Below are 16838 nucleotides of genomic sequence, written 5' to 3' on the forward strand. Positions count from 1 at the left end.
ATTTTACAGGTTTCATGGCAGGCCTATATATTTTGCTAACTCAAAGTTTCGATCCACCTGTTTTTAAGGACTCTAAAAATGCCATTGTTTTTTCGTCTAGGCACTTTTCCCAATGAGCTGCAAAATAGCTTTCTTTGAAAGGTCCCTCATCGGGCCCATATATTTCAAAATGCTTTTGATAAAGATTCTTTCATAAGGTCTCGTCGTGGGCCAAATTTTTCCATCGGTGGCATGTCAGTTCAACTTCTAAGAGGTCGAAAGCTTGCAAAAAAGAAAAAATATGCAGTAGCAGATCATCGGGCAGTTGTTTTATAGATGTAACAGTAGAATCATTGGGGGAAATAGTCGTCCCATTTTTATGGTTATCAGCATTTGTCAATGTATTTACCATTTTCTCTCCTTGATTATCATGTTCAAAGAACGTTTTGTGTAAAGTATGTAAGCGGTCAAGGGGTATACCTAGCTTTAGATGTGATTCTGCGGGCATCTGTAAAGTCAAAAATGCTTGCAAATAGCTGTTTTTCTATCTACTGCATTTATTAATTTACATTATTGCTTTATCGTCAAACACTTAATCACTGCTAACCCTCGTGACCGCTTACTAAATTATTAGCAGCGACAAACTCTGCTTCACTGCCTTTGCAGCGTGATTTGCTTTTTAAGGTAAAATTAAGAATATATTATTCTCTTCATGTATTTTACAGGTTTCATGGCAGACCTATATATTTTGCTAATTCAAGGTTATGCACATGTTTTATAGACCCTAAGAATGCCATTAATTTTTCGTGTTCACGCTTTGTTCGATGAGCTACAAAATAGCTCTCTTTGTAAGGCTTCTCATCAACCCAGCAATTTTCAAAATGCTTTCGACAAAGATCCTTCCATAAAGTCTCGTCGTGGGCCAAATTTTTCCATTGATGGCATGTTAGTTCAACTTCTAAGAGGTCGAAAGCTTGCAGAAAAGAAAAAATATGCAGTAGCAGCTCATTTGGCAGTTGTTTTATAGATGTAACGGTAGAATCATTGGGGGAAACAGTCGTCCCATTTTTATGGTTATCAGCATTTGTCAATGTATTTACCATCTTCTCTCCTTGATTATCATGTTTAAAGAACGTTTTGTATAAATTATTAGTAGCCGTAACCCCTGCTTCACTACCTTTGCAGCGTGATTTGCTTTTGAAGGTAAAATTAAGAATTTATTATTCTTCTCATATATTTTACAGGTTTCATGGCACGCCTATATATTTTGCTAACTCAAAGTTTCGATCCACCTGTTTTAAGGACCCTAAAAATGCCATTGTTTTTTCGTCTAGGCACTTTTCCCAATGAGCTGCAAAATAGCTTTCTTTGAAAGGTCCCTCATCGGGCCCATATAGTTCAAAATGCTTTTGATAAAGATTCTTCCATAAAGTCTCGTCGTTGGCCAAATTTTTCCATTGATGGCATGTCAGTTCAACTTCTAAGAGGTCGAAAGCTTGCAAAAAAGAAAAAATATGCAGTAGCAGCTCATCTGGCAGTTGTTTTATAGATGTAGCAGTAGAATCATTGGGGGAAATAGCCGGCCCATTTTTATGGTTATCAGTACTTGCCAATGTATTTACCATTTTCTCTCCTTGATTATCATGTTTAAAGAACGTTTTGTGTGAAGGATGTAAGCGGTCAAGGGGTATACCTAGCTTTAGATGTGATTCTGCGGGCATCTGTAAAGCCAAAAATGCTTGCAAATAGCTGTTTTTCTATCTACTGCACTTATTAATTTACATTATTGTTTTATCGTCAAACACTTAATCACTGCTAACCCTCGTGACCGCTTACTAAATTATTAGCAGCGACAAACTTTACTTCACTGCCTTTGCTATTTGATGTATTTTTGAAGGTAAGATTAAGAATTTATTATTCTCCTCATGTATTTTACAGGTTTCATGGCAGACCTATATATTTTGCTAACTCAAAATTTCTCTCCACCTTTTTTAAAGACCCTAAAAATGCCATTGTTTTTTCATATTCACGCTCTCCGTGAAGGGTGATAAAATAACTTTTTTTGTTAGATTTCCCCTCACGCCAATATATTTTAAGATGCTTTTGATATAGGTTTTTCCATAAGGTCTTGTCCTCGGCCAAATTTTTCCATCGATGGCATGTCAGTTCAACTTCTAAGAGGTCGAAAGCTTGCAAAAAAGAAAAAATATGCAATAGTAGTTCATCGGGCAGTTGTTTTATAGATGTAACAGTAGAATCATTGGGGGAAATAGCCGTCCCATTTTTATGGTTATCAGCATTTGTCAATGTATTTACCATCTTATCTCCTTGATTATCATGTTTAAAGAACATTTTGTATAAACTATTAGCGGTTGCAAACTCCGCTTTACTCTTGTTTGTAGGTTAATTTGCTTTCAAAGATAAGCTTAAGAATTTATTATTCTCCTCATGTATTTTACAGGGTTCATGGCAGGCCTATACATTTTGCTAATTCAAGGTTATGCACATGTTTTAAGGACCGAAAAATTTCATCAATTTTTTTATTTCTTTGCTCTACTCGATGGGCTGCAAAATAGCTTTCTTTGTAGGGTCCCTCATCGGGCAAATCTGTTTCATAATTCTTTTGATATAGATTTTTCCATAAAGTCTCATCGTGGGCCAAATTTTTCCATCGATGGCATGTTAGTTCAACTGCAAGGAGTTCAAAAGCTTGCAAAAAAGAAAAAATATGCAATAGCAGCTCGTCGGGCAGCTGTTTTATAGAGATAACAGTAGACTCAGTAGAAGAGGTAATTATCTTATTTTTATGGTTATCAGCATTTATCAATGTATTTACCATTTTATCTCCTTAATTAAGGTGTGCGCAGGACATTTTGTATAAATTATTAGCAGCTACAAACTCTGCTTCACTGCCTTTGTAGGTTGACTTGCTTTCAAAGATAAGATTAAGAATTTATTATTCTCCTCATGCATTTTACAGATTTCATGGCCGACCTATATATTTTGCTAATTCAAGGTTATGCACATGCTTTAAGGACCGAAAAATTTCATCAATTTTTTTATTTCTTTGCTCTACTCGATGGGCTGCAAAATAGCTTTCTTTGTAAGGTCCTTCATCGGGCCCATATATTTCAAAATGCTTTTGATAAAGATTCTTCCATAAAATCTCGTCCGTGGCCAAATTTTTCCATCGGTGGCATATCAGTTCAACTGCAAGGAGGTCGAAAGCTTGCAAAAAAGAAAAAATATGCAATAGCAGCTCATCAGGAAGCTGTTTTATAGAGATAACAGTAGACTCAGTAGAAGAGATAGCTATCTTATTTTTATGGTTATCAGCATTTGCCAATGTATTTACCATCTTATCCCCTTGAATATCATGTATAAAGAACGTTTTTGTATAAACTATTAGCAGCCGCAACCTTTGCTTCACTGCCTTTGCAGCGTGATTTGCTTTTGAAGGTAAAATTAAGAATATATTATTCTCTTCATGTATTTTACAGGTTTTATGGCAGACCTATACCCATATATCTTCCTAGCTCAAAGTTTCGCTCCACCTGTTTTAAGGAGCTTAAAAATGTCATTATTTTTTCATGTCCACGCTTTTCTCGATAGGCTGCAAAATAGCTTTCTTTGAAAGGTCCCTCATCGGGCCAATATATTTCAAAATGCTTTCGATACAGATCCTTCCATAAAGTCTCGTCGTGGGCCAAATTTTTCCATTGATGGCATGTCAGTTCAACTTCTAAGAGGTCGAAAGCTTGCAGAAAAGAAAAAATATGCAGTAGCAGCTCATTTGGCAGTTGTTTTATAGATGTAACAGTAGAATCATTGGGGGAAATAGTCGTCCCATTTTTATGGTTATCAGCATTTGTCAATGTATTTACCATCTTTTCTCCTTGATTATCATGTTTAATGAACGTTTTGTGTAAACTATTAGCGGTTGCAAACCCCGCTTTACTCTTGTTTGTAGGTTGATTTGCTTTCAAAGATAAGATTAAGAATTTATTATTCTCATCATCGGTTTTACAGATTTCATGGCAGACCTATATATTTTGCTAATTCAAGGTTATGCACATGTTTTATAGACCCTAAAAATGCCATTATTTTTTCATCTTCACGCTCTCCGTGAAGGGTGATAAAATAACTTTTTTTGTTAGATTTCCCCTCACGCCAATATATTTTAAGATGCTTTTGATATAGGTTTTTCCATAAGGTCTTGTCCTCGGCCAAATTTTTCCATCGATGGCATGTTAGTTCAACTTCTAAAAGGTCGAGAGCTTGTAGAAAAGAAAAAATATGCACTAGCAGGCTCATCGGGCAGCTGTCTTATAGAGATAACAGTAAATTTAGTAAGGGAAAATAATAAGCCTATTTGTATGGTTGCCAACATATGCAGGTAAAAATCTGTTATTGTTTTTTAATTAAACTAATTATTATTTTTGTTTTTATTTTTTAAGTCAATATATTTTTGTTTAAAGCTTAAATAATGTGGTGCTTTTTTATAAAACGCTTAATAAACTCGTCTCTTAAAGGATGATTTGCCTCTTTTTTGTAGTCTTCTTCCTCTTCTAAGAAGGACTCTCGAGCATCTATGGCCTGAATGTACATGATCGGTAGAAAGCTTATTTATTATAACGGCCATCTCTGTAAGTGTTTTTTATACCTTTTGGTAGCTTGTGATACATCTATGTTGGGTATCAGCTCATCGGCTTTACTGCTTTTTTTATTAGCTCACTTAAAAATAATTTTATGCATATCTAAGCAGACGTCTAGGTGAGTCTTACTTCATGTCCTCCGCTTAGTGTTGGCATGCTGGTACACTTTTCATTCCCCTTCGCCCTAAACCTTTACTCTACCCGAATCGAAGGTTATCTCTTTTGGACGCTTGCTACTTAACTTTTTAAGATACTGCCCAAGCTCTCTAGCGTGCCTGTAAATGCAAGGATAACAGGGAACAGGTAGTCATAAAGCCAGCAAGGCAATCAGCAACAATAAAAATTCTTGTTGAGCTTGGAAGAAGTAAATGCTAGCAGCCTTATCCATCAACGCGTATAGGACGGAGTTATTAGAATAGACCTCATCTTTGCTGTGCTTTTATTTTCCCACCCTCCTTTAATAACTCTATTCCTATGATCATTAAGTTATGCTTCTTCTTTTAGGCTAAAGCTGTATTATATTTGAGCTAACTGCATAGGCGGTAGGTGAGCTTTTTTGCATTATCTGCCTTAAATTTTGTGAGTTAGCAGATTAAATTTTATAGCTTTTAAGCGTTAGAGGGTCATCTTACTGCAGATGCTTTTTCCCATTTATGCAACAACGCTAGAGAAGAAAGTGATCAGCTTTCCCTCTTGCAATTTCTATGATGAAGAATTATTCTTTTTTTCATTATAAAAGCTTAACTTGGCTCATGACAAAAGCATCTTTTTTCTACAGATTCATATTTTTTTCGGCATGTGTACTCTCCTTTATAGGGAGAGGGTCCATCTGCATGAGTGCTGAAGATCAAGCGGAGAGGCTTTTTAATGATCTTATCGTTATTGAATATGTTAACCGTAAGCTTTCTGAAAAGATGCCTGTTACCTATGATTTTTATCAGCAGGGCGGTTATTTTAATATGCCCTCAGCACGCATGGGAGAGCCAGGTGAAATAGGTGTAGGATATTCTCATGTTCATCCTTATAAAAACTTTAGCTTAAGAGCTCAACTATTTAGCAGACTTGAAGTCTCAGGAAGCTATAGGGTCTTTAAGGGAGTGGCAGATCCCATTTTAACGCCTCTTGGCTTTGGAGATTTATCCGATAAGGGGGCCAATTTAAAATTTGCTCTCCTACTTCCTGAAGAGAGTGGCTATAAGCTGCCCGGTGTAGCTGTAGGCTTGCAAGACTTCATGGGAACTAAAAATTTTATAGCTAACTATATAGTCTTTACCCAAGTGTTGCTTAACCAAAACTTGGAATTAAGCTTAGGATATGGCACTAAGCGCTTAAAAAAATGGTTTGGAGGGGTTGTGTGGATACCTTTTCGGCAAAGTCAGCAAAATTACCTTAAAAATCTTGCTTTGGTTGCTGAATATGACGCTACACCGTATAAAGATCCAGAAATAGAAAAGCATCCAAGAGGAAGGGTAAAAAAAAGTCCTATAAATTTTGGGCTTAAATATCGATTAGCAGACCAGTATGATTTGGCTGTTAGCTATGTCAAAGGGCATACTTTAGCCTTTTCCCTATCGACTTTTTACAATTTCGGTACGACTAAAGGTTTTCTTCCTAAAGTTGGCACTCCTCTACCTTATAAGGCCCCCGTTAACCGTGAATCTATGGGAGAGTTAAGGCCTCCTTTTATTCTTGCTCAAGAACTTATCAATGCTTTTCGAGAGCAAGGTTTTGAAATCCTACAAATTAGGCTTGCGAATCAAAACACCTCTGTCTGTCGCCCAACGGCCTTGCGGATTCATCTAATCAATCGTCTTTTTCGCTCGGAATATGATGTGCAAGAGCAGCTGTCTTATCTTCTAGCTGGGCTGATCCCCAGCGATATAGAAAAAGTTAACATAGTCGTGGAATCGGACTTAGGTTTTCCTGTGCAAGAATATCAGTATCATATGAAGTGGGTCAGACAATTTGGCGAGGGGAAAAGAGGCGCACAAGAATTAGATTTATTAACCCATAGAACAGAGCTTTCCTCCTCACCGGCAAGAGAAGATTTACAGCTGTTCAAAAATACTCGCTCTTGCTTTAATTTTGAGCTGCTTCCTAAGACTCATTCTTTTTTTGGCAGTTCTCGTGGCAAAATGAAGTACTCGCTAGGATTAAACGCTGGTTTTAATGGCTTCTTGGCAGGAGATGTTTATTATAGTGTATTACTCGGGTGGAATATTTTTTCTAATCTTCACCATATTTCTCCCGTGGATCGGTTGAATCCTTCGCATCTTATTCATGTGCGTACAGATATGATTCGCTATTTCCAACAAAAAGGATTAACTGTTGATGAGGCATATCTTCAAAAAAATTGGAATATGGGTAAAGGGTGGTATAGCCGAGTAGCCTTGGGGCTCTTTGAAGAGGAATATGGCGGCTTAGCGACAGAATTTTTATATTGCCCGCTTAACAAGCCCTTGGCTGTAGGTATAGAAGGTGCTTTAGTTGGAAAGCGTGCATTAAATGGCGTTTGGTTTACGAATAAAATTCGTCAATTAAAGTTCTCTACTCCTCATTCTTACACGCTCACTCATAAAAAATTTATTGGCTCCCAATATTTTCTAAATCTTTATTATAATTGGGAGTGGGCGAATGTAAACCTTAAATTAAAAGCAGGAAAATTTCTTGCCAACGACTGGGGCATCCGCGGGGAGGTGTCTCGCAAATTTAAGAGTGGGCTTACTATCACTATTTGGTACACCCATACTAATGGCCATGATGTCATTAACGGTTCTGTTTATCATGATAAAGGGGTATCTTTTTCTATGCCGTTGGATGTCTTCTATACCTGCTATGCTCGTGATTACTGGCGCTATGGGCTTTCTGCATGGCTACGAGATGTAGGGGTGACAGCTTTCACTGGCCGAGATCTTTATGACCTCATCCAAGATGAGCGCTGGAAGATTTCTACTCAAAGCAGTCCTTTCTAAAGGATGAAGAGGATAGATATAAAAACCATTTATTTTAGCTTTCTTAAAAAAACTATCTCTATATAGATAGCTCAGGTGGTCTATTAGCTTTTCTGTAAATATCTCTCAATCCTGCTTTTTAAAGCCAAATGGCATGATAAAAAGAAAGAAATTAAAAAACAGACATAGAGAAGCTTTATGTAAAGCTTGGTTGCCTAAATTAGCTAGGTTAGAAATGGGTGCGTTTGTAAGATAAAAAATATCTGTATGGTTCCCCGAGTTTTCTACTAACTTTAAAAGTCTGTTGAAAGAAAAAATTAATACATACTTAAGCAGCTCTTTAGGTGAACATAATCCATACGAGAACCTGTTTTTAAGCAGAAAAAGAGACTTTAAAAGATAAAATTTTCTTTTAAATTATATGTAAATGTAGTGTGTTTTAACAGAGCTGGGGAAAATTTTAAATTTTTAGTACTTTTAATTTTAGTTTCATAGGAAGCTTGCCCCATGGCTTAAAATTCAAAAGTTTTTTAAGAGATTTCAAGCCGTGGGTTTCCTTCAAACTAAGCAGTTATCTCAAAACCTTTCTTTTAACTTATTAATCCGGCTTAACATCAGCTTAATCATCGGCAAATAGATCTAGTTCTCCCTTATAAGGGATTAAGCTACGGATTTTAGAATTTCTTTAATAATGGGCACCCCAATAAAGGTAAAACAAGAATTTTAAGGCATCCCCTAACAAAAATGGGGAAGAATTAAAAAATCTCTTTTCCTTAATTTCGATATTATTCATATATACTATAAATTTGTAAAAAGGAAAAAGGGATCGATACCTCTCAATCTTGGTCTCCTTATTTCCTTTTTTAAAAGAGACTTTTCCTAGGTTAAAGGATATGTATCAAATAATGGTAGGACTAGGGCTTTTAATAAGCTTTTGGCTATTAACGCCCCCTTCAGTTCAAACTGCAGAACTTAAGTTTAATATATTGAGTGAGTTGAATGGAAAGGGATTGGAAGCAGACCAAAAAATCCTTAGCAGGGCTCTTAAAGAGCTGGGACATCAAGTTTACTTAGGAAATATATATGATGAGCCCCATCCCTCTGAGGTAGATATTAATATATTCTTTCAGTCTATCAATCCTTCATGGCTTCCTTATGCTTCCCTCAATTGGTTTATTCCTAATGCCGAATGGTATACGCAAGATTTAGAGCTTTTAAACTTAATAGATCTTGTTTTGTGCCGTACTCAAGAAACACAAAGGATTTTTGAAAACTTAAAACTAAAATGTTTTTTCTTAGGCTTTACAAGTCATGATTGTTATCTCTCCCATATAAAAAAAGACTTTTCTTTGTTTTTTCATTTAGCAGGAGGAAGTGAGCAGAAAGGAACGCAGCCGATAGTGGATAGCTGGTTACGTAATTCTTCTTTTCCTTTATTAATTATCCTTAAACATTTTTGCACTGTTAGACCGCGCCAAGCTAACTTGCATTGGATTACTCACCGGGTAGAAGAGCCTACACTAAGAGATTTGCAAAATAGCTGCGGAATTCATTTATGTCTCAGTGAAACGGAGGGCTTCGGTCATTATATTATGGAAGCCCTATCAACTAGGGCGGTAGTCGTCACGGTAGATGCTCCTCCGATGAATGAATTTATCAAGGATCCACGTTGCCTTGTTCCCTTCAAGGACTGTAGCCCACAATTATTAGGAACAAACTATTATGTGGATCCGGTACAGCTTGAGGTGGCTATTAATAATCTAAAAGAGTTACCTATCGAAGAATTAAGGAGAATAGGTTTAGAAAATAGAGCCATGTATTTAAAGAAAACCTACCAATTTACTAACAGCCTGAAAAAATTGATAGATAGCGTTAAATAAAAAAGCAATTTTAAAGATAAAGGGAACTAATGAATGCTATCTGCCTTATTCGTTCAAGCGGCTCCTTGTCTATCTATGCACTTAAAAAAGTATGTTTAAAGTATGTTCTTAAATAAAGAAGAAGGTAATAAGCAGCTTACTCTCTTTTAAGTAACAATATACTTTTTTAAAATGCATGCCATCTTCTGTCTTTATGCTTGCATTAGTAAGGCCATTTCCATTGACGAACAAGCGGCATGTCGTCTCCATATTTAGTGATATATTCTTCATGTTCGATAAGCTTATTATGGATATCTTGCTTAATATAGGCTGCCAGATAGCCTAACTTGGGTACTCGATCGATCACGTCTCCTACAAGGCTAAAGCGATCGATTTGATTGCGCACACACATATCGAAAGGGGTTGTAGTTGTGCCTTCTTCTTTATATCCACGCACATGAATATTCTCATGATTAGTTCTGCGGTAGGTAAGTCGATGAATGAGCCAAGGGTAACCATGATAGGCAAAAATGACAGGTTTATCCGTGGTAAATAATTCATCAAAATCTTTATCAGATAATCCATGCGGATGCTCGGTGGGATTTTGGAGCTTCATCAAATTGACAATATTAACTACTCGAACTTTTAGCTCAGGAATTTGTTGGCGAAGAATATCTACAGCGGCTAGAGTCTCTAGCGTGGGCACATCACCAGCACAAGCCATCACTACATCAGGAACATGTCCGCGATCGTTACTGGCCCATTCCCAAATTCCTATGCCTGCGGCACAATGTTTAATAGCAGATTCCATGTCTAAGTATTGCAATGCCGGTTGCTTGCCTGCAACGATCACATTCACATAGTTTCTACTACGTAAACAGTGATTGGTAACAGATAATAAGGTATTAGCATCGGGTGGAAGGTACACACGTACGATTTCAGCTTTTTTGTTCATCACATGATCAATAAAGCCTGGATCTTGATGGGAAAAACCATTGTGATCTTGTCGCCAAACGTGGGAGCTTAGCAAAATGTTAATCGATGAAATAGGTGCACGCCAGTGGATAGAGGAGGAGGTGGTATGTAGCCACTTAGCATGTTGGTTGAACATAGAATCTATAATATGAGCAAAAGCCTCGTAAGTAGAAAAGAAACCGTGCCTGCCTGTTAAAACATAGCCCTCCAGCCAGCCCATGCATGTATGTTCACTTAATATTTCCATCACGCGCCCCTCGGCAGATAACTCACTACCATCTTCATCTTCGGGAAGATAATCAGCCATCCAACTTTTTTTTGAGACTTCATAGATGGCATCTAAGCGGTTGGAAGCCGTTTCATCAGGACCCATCACGCGGAAGTTATGTAGGTTGTTTTTCATGACATCGCGTAAGAATTTTCCCATGATACGGGTGGACTCAGCTTCAATCTGGCCAGGCTTTTCAATTTTAAGGGTATACTCGTGGAAATCAGGCATTTTTAATTCTTTGCGGAGTAAACCTCCATTAGCATGGGGATTATCTCCCATACGACGTTTCCCTTGAGGAGCTAAAGCGGCAAGCTCAGCGAGGAATCTTCCATCTTCATCAAAGAGCTCTTCAGGACGATAGCTTTTCATCCATTTCTCTAATTGCTGTACATGGGCAGGTTTAGCAGCCATATTGGATAAAGGAACTTGGTGGGAGCGCCAGAATCCTTCAGTTTTTTTGCCATCGACTTCTTGTGGCCCTGTCCACCCTTTAGGAGTTTTAAGAATGATCATAGGCCAACGTGGACGCTCGATAAGTTGGTTTTTACGCGCATCTTCTTGAATTTTCTTAATTTCTGCTATGACAATGTCAAGTGTATGAGCCATATTTTGATGCATCTGATAAGGATTGGAACCTTCGATTACATAAGGTTTGTAGCCATATCCCTCGAAAAGGCTCTTTAGCTCTTCAGGACTGATTCTAGCTAGGAGAGTAGGATTAGCTATTTTATATCCGTTGAGGTGAAGGATAGGAAGAACAGCACCATCTTTTGCGGGATTAAGAAATTTGTTAGAATGCCAGGAAGCGGCAAGCGGTCCTGTTTCTGCTTCTCCATCTCCCACTACGCATGCCGCAATAAGGTCGGGGTTATCAAAAACAGCCCCGTAGGCATGAGAAAGTACATAACCTAACTCTCCTCCTTCATGAATAGAGCCGGGAGTTTCGGGGGCTACATGGCTAGGTATTCCACCAGGAAAAGAAAATTGCTTAAAAAGTTTTTTCAAACCTTCTTCATCAGAAGAAATGTTAGGGTAATATTCACTATAAGTTCCTTCCAAATAGACGTTGGCTACCAGACCTGGACCGCCATGACCGGGTCCTGCTAAGTAGATCATATTTAAATCTCTAGCTTTAATCAGGCGATTTAGGTGCACATAAATAAAATTTAAGCCCGGGGTTGTTCCCCAGTGACCTAATAGGCGCGGCTTAATATCTTCAATAGTAAGGGGACGTTTAAGAAGCGGATTATCAAGCAGATAAATTTGCCCAACAGAGAGATAATTACTTGCCCGCCAATAAGCATCCATTTTATAAAGGTCTTCCTCTGTTAAGGGTCCGCCTTGGCAAATGGTACTAGGAATTTCTCTTACCATACTTACTCCTTAAAAATCCTGTAGTTATTTTATTCATACAACTAGTAATTTATTTAATTCAATGGAGGATTAAAGAAAAGCTGTAGTTAAAGTTTGAGTAAAATAACTAAAAAAATTTTTTTTGACTTAAGCCACTAATAATGAAACGTAAATGTAGGCAAAAGAGAATGAAGGTAGTGCTAACAATTAAAGCCCTTCATTTAAGCGTGGGATGGAAAGATAGACTGAGCATTAACTAAAAAAATAAGCAGAAAAAAAGGATAAATTTCACAATTACTCTTAAAGCTTAATGAAGAAGGGTATAAAAAGAGCCTTATGTAGAAAGATAAGCTATCCTCTTGCTAAACAACCGCTTACTATAATTTATTTGTCAAGCTAATCAAGTAGGCTTATTTTTTTCGCATCTTTTAAAGGTAGGAAGCTGAATTAAAGCTCAGTAGTTTTGTATCCCATCCGCTGTCTAACCTCGTCTCATTTACTTCTTTTCCCTAAGCTAGTGCGGGAAAAGTTAAAAGAAGTTTGATCTCCTATCATCTACCTCCAATCGTGGAGGGAATGAAAAAAACAAGGAAAAGGCTATTGCATCTTAATTAAGCGAGCGATTCTTTTTGAAGCGTAGGTAAGAATAAAATCAGCGCCTGCTCGTTTGATGGACAAAAGGCTTTCCATAAAAGCTTTATCTGCATCTAGCCATCCTTTCTCCGCAGCAGCCATGACCATGGCATATTCCCCACTCACATGATAGGCAGCAAGAGGCAGAAGAGTTTTTTCTCGGATAATAGAGATAATATCTAAGTAAGCTAAGGCAGGTTTAATCAAAAGCATGTCCGCTCCTTCCGCTTCATCTAAAATAGATTCAAGAATGGCTTCTCGGCTATTGGCAGGATCCATTTGATAAGTTTTTTTATCACCAAATTTAGGAGCAGAATGGAGTGCTTCACGAAAGGGGCCATAGAAAGAGGAGGCATATTTGGCTGCGTAGGATAAAATATTAACCTCTTTAAAGCCTGCTTTATCTAAATTTTCACGAATGTATCTTACACGTCCATCCATCATATCACTTGGAGCGACAATGTCAGCACCAGCTTGTGCTGCAAGGATAGACATTTCTCCCAGCATGTAAAGGGTAGGGTCATTGAGGATATGGCCTGACTCGTTTACAATTCCATCATGACCATGGCTAGTGTATGGATCCAAGGCAATATCGACTATTACACACATCTCAGGGATCGCTTGCTTTAAGGCTTGTATAGCTCGAGAGAGTAAATTATGAGGATTTATGGCTTCTTTACCTAAGTTATCTTTTTTTTCTTCAGGAATAACAGGAAAAAGATCAATGGCACGAATACCTAATTGATAAAGTTCAGTGGCTTCTTTGACAAGCAGATCCACAGAGATACGGGAGATGCCAGGCATGCTGGCAATCATCTCTTGGCGTTGATGGCCTTCTATGATAAATAATGGAGCGACCAGCTGATGGGGAAGGAGATGGTTTTCTTGGATAAGAGAGCGTATAGCAGGACTTTTGCGATTACGGCGAGGGCGAATGGCTAAATCGACATGATGGCTGCTAATAAGGGAGTCTGGGAGTAATGGACGCATAAATAGCTTTCCTTAATATTTGGCATATTTTTTAGGCATTTATAACCTTTATAATACGAAAAAATATAGAAGCTGCTAATCCCTGTCAATATGGATGAAATTTATTTTGACCAATGAACCTAAGGAATCTTATGATGGAGCAAACAAATGAGAAATTTGTGAAGGCTTACAACCTCCAAGGTGGGGAAATATAAATCTTTTTAGTAGAATTAAAGCATTATATTCCTGTTTGCTATCGTTCGATAATTTTTTTAAAGCTTAGAGGCCCTTACTTTACTTTTGAAATAAAACGCTTAGCATTTACATAGAAAGCTTGCTTCTTTAGCAAGAAGGGTAGATCCTACCTCAAGTTGTTGTTTAATCTACTAAAAAACCTTATCAAGAAATTAATTATCAAAAACTGTTTTCAAAAGAATAGGTTTTTGCCTGGGCTGGTGGCTAAATTTTTTTAAGAGAGGAGGGAGGATTGACTCTTGAAGCATGAAAAGTTATAGAGGCTTAGCTTTAGTTGTTTTAAGAGGACAATTTTTTGCCATCTTAAGATGAAAAGAGGAATAGGGAAGATAGGCGAACCAGAAAGAATAAAAAACATTAAAAAATTAAAATGATGAGGATGTCATGATACCTATTTCAGTCACTATCTTGACCAAGAACAGCTGCCAATACCTGGCTCAAGTGTTAGATAGTGTAAGTCTTTTTGATGAAGTCCTAATTTATGATACGGGATCTGTAGATGATACTATAAAGATAGCAAAAAGTTACTCTAATGTGCGTGTTATCTTAGCTACTTTTGAAGGATTTGGTCCTACTCATAATAAGGCTTCTGCTTATGCAAAACATGATTGGATCTTATCTTTAGATAGTGACGAACTTGTGACACCAGCGATGATTCAAGAGATTTTAGCAACTTCTTTGCAAGAAAAAGTAGTTTATTCTTTCCCACGCCATAATTATTTTAATAATAAGTTTATTCGCTGGTGTGGTTGGTATCCAGATCGTCAATATCGGCTATATAATAAAAAAGAAACAGGCTTTACTAATGTTCAAGTGCATGAAGCTATCATTGTCAAGCATATGCAACATGTACCTTTAAACAGCCCTCTTATTCATTATTCTTATAATTCTATCGCTGACTTTTTAAGTAAGATGCAGACCTATTCGACATTATTTGCTGAGCAGAACAAAGGTAAAAAAACTGCCTCCTTATCTAAAGCTTTGACGCATGGTATCTTTTCTTTCCTTAAGAGTTATATCCTTAAAAGAGGGTTTATGGGGGGATATGAGGGGTTTATAATCTCTGCTTATAATGGACATACCGCTTTTTATAAATATCTTAAACTTTACGAAGCTAATCGCAAATAAATAGCTAGATCCATTCTCAAGGTTAAAAAAACAGAAAGGTGGAGTTGGACTTTTTAATCTTTATGACAGACGAGAATACCGCTTTTAAACTACTTCTTATGCAGCCCCGTACTTTATAAAAGGACTCTCGTTAAGGAGAAAGATAGCTTGCAGAGGGTTTAAATAGATAGGCTAAGTTTTTTAAAGCGTATAAGAGTGATGCGAGTCTAAAAATATTATTTTCATTAGCCTACAACATGGCTAGCAAAAACCTTTTATTTCTTTTTAGCCCTTCTTTAAATTAAAACAAGGCTTATTATTCCATGGGTGGAAAACGCTGCCTTATTTCCTCTGAAATATTTTCGAGTGGATTTCCTTGTGTTTTAAGGGAGACAAGTTGAGGTAATTGGTCTATTGATGTAGGAAGGGTGTTAAGGTGGTTATAGCTTAAATCAAGGTTTTGCATCGGAAAAAGCTGCCCCATTGCTATAACGAAGGAGCTGAGCTGATTATGACTTAAGCTAAGAGAATACAACTGAGAGAATAGACTGCTTTCCATAGCAAACGAGGCCAATTGGTTGTGGTTGAGATAAAGCCATCCTAGCCGAGGTATCAAACCTATTTCCCTGGGAAGAAAAGATAGTCGATTTTGGTTTAAGTTAAGCGAATATAGCCGCGACAGCTGCTGGATTTCTTTTGGAAGAGAGACGAGTTGATTGTTACTTAAGTTAAGATGTCGCAGCCGATGTAAGTCGCCTATTTCTTTTGGAAGGCAGGTGAGTTGGTTTTCGTTTAAATTAAGGGAAAGTAACTGAAGAAACAGGCCGATTTCTTTAGGAAGACAGGTAAGGTAGTTTTGACTTAAATTAAGGTTTTGTAGCAGAGTCAATTGTCCTATTTCTTTAGGAAGAAAGGTTAGTTGATTTTGGCTTAAATTAAGAGAAGCAAGAGCAGAAAGCATGCCTATTTCAGGGGGCAAATAAGTTAAACCTAATCTAGATAAATCTAATCCTTTGATCCCTTTGCCATAGCTTTCAATCCATTGACTAAAAAGCTTACCTTTTTCTTCCAAAGATAAAAGCTTAACTTCTTCTTGTGCTAAGTATTCCTTTCCTCCAGGAATTTTTTTCCAGATAAGCAGGCGATTAATGTTTAAGAGATAGGAAGAATAGTTAGCAAGTGTTAAATATCTTTTTTCTTCCATTTTATTTTTAAACTCTAAAGGAGAAAGAGATTTAGCTAAGGTAAAAACTTGCTTAAAGATTCGATCCACTTTCTCTGCAGTAGCCAATTTAGAGTCTAATTGATAAATTTTGTCCAAGTGATGAGTTTGCTGCTTTTCATTTCTATTGATGACATGCATAGCCGCTATTTTTTTATAAAGGGAGGGCAGGATTTCAATAGCCACAAGCTCTTGCCATCTTTTACAGATGCTAAATAAAGGAGGTGTGACACATTCCTCTAAGATAGGAATCAGCAATTCATTAGGTAGATGATCAATAGGGGTAGAAGAAAAAGGCTGCATTGTATTTCCTTTTTAAATTTTCTCAAATTATTATCTAGTTTTTTATAAAAAGCATCTAAAAAGTTAGGGCAGCATCTTGGGCTGCTGTATGAAAATAGAAGAAGTTTGGCAGCAGGGACCTTCAGATTATTAGGCAACTAAAGAGAAGGAGAGATTACTGGCAGCCTTTTATATTAATAAATATCAATTTTTATATTTGGCATTTTGCCTTGTTTTGAAAGGATTAACTTCTAGGAGATGGGCGACAAAATTAAGCGCTTATCGCTTAAAGCAGATCGAAAAATTTTTAAAGAAAAAAGAGGATAG

14 protein-coding genes are annotated in these 16838 nt (G+C 37.1%); 3 read left to right on the forward strand and 11 right to left on the reverse strand.

The annotated features are described in order from the left end of the window. Nucleotides 1-190: 190 nt before the first annotated feature. From DB42_RS03150 to DB42_RS03185, 8 genes are all read right to left on the reverse strand, one after another. Nucleotides 191-391, reverse strand: a complete 201-nt coding sequence (locus DB42_RS03150) for an F-box protein (protein ID WP_162180747.1) — start codon at nucleotides 389-391, stop codon at nucleotides 191-193. A 316-nt stretch (nucleotides 392-707) separates the two neighbouring features. Next, on the reverse strand, nucleotides 708-1082 hold the full coding sequence (locus DB42_RS03155; protein ID WP_042244125.1) for an F-box protein: 375 nt from the start codon (nucleotides 1080-1082) through the stop codon (nucleotides 708-710). A gap of 144 nt (nucleotides 1083-1226) precedes the next feature. Next, a complete protein-coding gene (locus tag DB42_RS03160; protein WP_044881702.1) occupies nucleotides 1227-1604 on the reverse strand; it encodes an F-box protein in 378 nt (125 codons plus the stop codon). A 316-nt stretch (nucleotides 1605-1920) separates the two neighbouring features. Then, nucleotides 1921-2298, reverse strand: coding sequence for an F-box protein (locus DB42_RS03165; protein WP_044881703.1), 378 nt, complete (start codon nucleotides 2296-2298; stop codon nucleotides 1921-1923). 145 nt (nucleotides 2299-2443) lie between these two features. After that, nucleotides 2444-2818, reverse strand: a complete 375-nt coding sequence (locus DB42_RS03170) for an F-box protein (protein WP_044881704.1) — start codon at nucleotides 2816-2818, stop codon at nucleotides 2444-2446. Nucleotides 2819-2962: 144 nt separating this feature from the next. Beyond that, nucleotides 2963-3337 (reverse strand): F-box-like domain-containing protein, encoded by a 375-nt coding sequence (locus tag DB42_RS03175; RefSeq protein ID WP_044881705.1) that lies wholly within the window; start codon nucleotides 3335-3337, stop codon nucleotides 2963-2965. A gap of 145 nt (nucleotides 3338-3482) precedes the next feature. Further along, complete coding sequence (locus DB42_RS03180; RefSeq protein ID WP_044881706.1) at nucleotides 3483-3866, reverse strand: F-box protein; 384 nt, start codon at nucleotides 3864-3866, stop codon at nucleotides 3483-3485. Between the two features lie 145 nt (nucleotides 3867-4011). After that, entirely contained in the window at nucleotides 4012-4293 is a 282-nt protein-coding gene (locus DB42_RS03185; RefSeq protein WP_044881707.1) for an F-box-like domain-containing protein, read from the reverse strand. Nucleotides 4294-5467: 1174 nt separating this feature from the next. Between DB42_RS03185 and DB42_RS03190 the strand changes: the two genes are divergently transcribed. Then, nucleotides 5468-7606: a YjbH domain-containing protein gene (locus DB42_RS03190; protein ID WP_052435944.1), complete on the forward strand. Its 2139-nt coding sequence runs from the start codon at nucleotides 5468-5470 to the stop codon at nucleotides 7604-7606. 872 nt (nucleotides 7607-8478) lie between these two features. Beyond that, a complete protein-coding gene (locus DB42_RS03195) occupies nucleotides 8479-9465 on the forward strand; it encodes a glycosyltransferase (protein ID WP_155117404.1) in 987 nt (328 codons plus the stop codon). 202 nt (nucleotides 9466-9667) lie between these two features. Here the strand turns inward: DB42_RS03195 and DB42_RS03200 are convergent, their stop codons facing one another. Then, the gene (locus DB42_RS03200; protein ID WP_044881708.1) at nucleotides 9668-12064 is read right to left on the reverse strand and encodes a phosphoketolase; all 2397 of its coding nucleotides are present in this window, start codon (nucleotides 12062-12064) and stop codon (nucleotides 9668-9670) included. Nucleotides 12065-12640: 576 nt separating this feature from the next. Next, nucleotides 12641-13666 carry a porphobilinogen synthase gene (hemB, locus tag DB42_RS03205; protein ID WP_193365274.1) on the reverse strand — a complete coding sequence of 342 codons (1026 nt, stop codon included), beginning with the start codon at nucleotides 13664-13666 and terminating at the stop codon, nucleotides 12641-12643. A gap of 618 nt (nucleotides 13667-14284) precedes the next feature. On the opposite strand from hemB, the gene DB42_RS03210 reads away from it, so the two are divergent. Beyond that, the gene (locus DB42_RS03210; RefSeq protein ID WP_044881709.1) at nucleotides 14285-15028 is read left to right on the forward strand and encodes a glycosyltransferase family 2 protein; all 744 of its coding nucleotides are present in this window, start codon (nucleotides 14285-14287) and stop codon (nucleotides 15026-15028) included. Between the two features lie 295 nt (nucleotides 15029-15323). On the opposite strand, the gene DB42_RS10300 is transcribed toward DB42_RS03210, so the two are convergent. Further along, on the reverse strand, nucleotides 15324-16532 hold the full coding sequence (locus DB42_RS10300; protein ID WP_052435946.1) for a leucine-rich repeat domain-containing protein: 1209 nt from the start codon (nucleotides 16530-16532) through the stop codon (nucleotides 15324-15326). Nucleotides 16533-16838 lie beyond the last annotated feature (306 nt).

Source organism: Neochlamydia sp. EPS4, from assembly GCF_000813665.1.
In the GTDB taxonomy this organism is placed as follows: Bacteria; Chlamydiota; Chlamydiia; order Chlamydiales; family Parachlamydiaceae; genus Neochlamydia.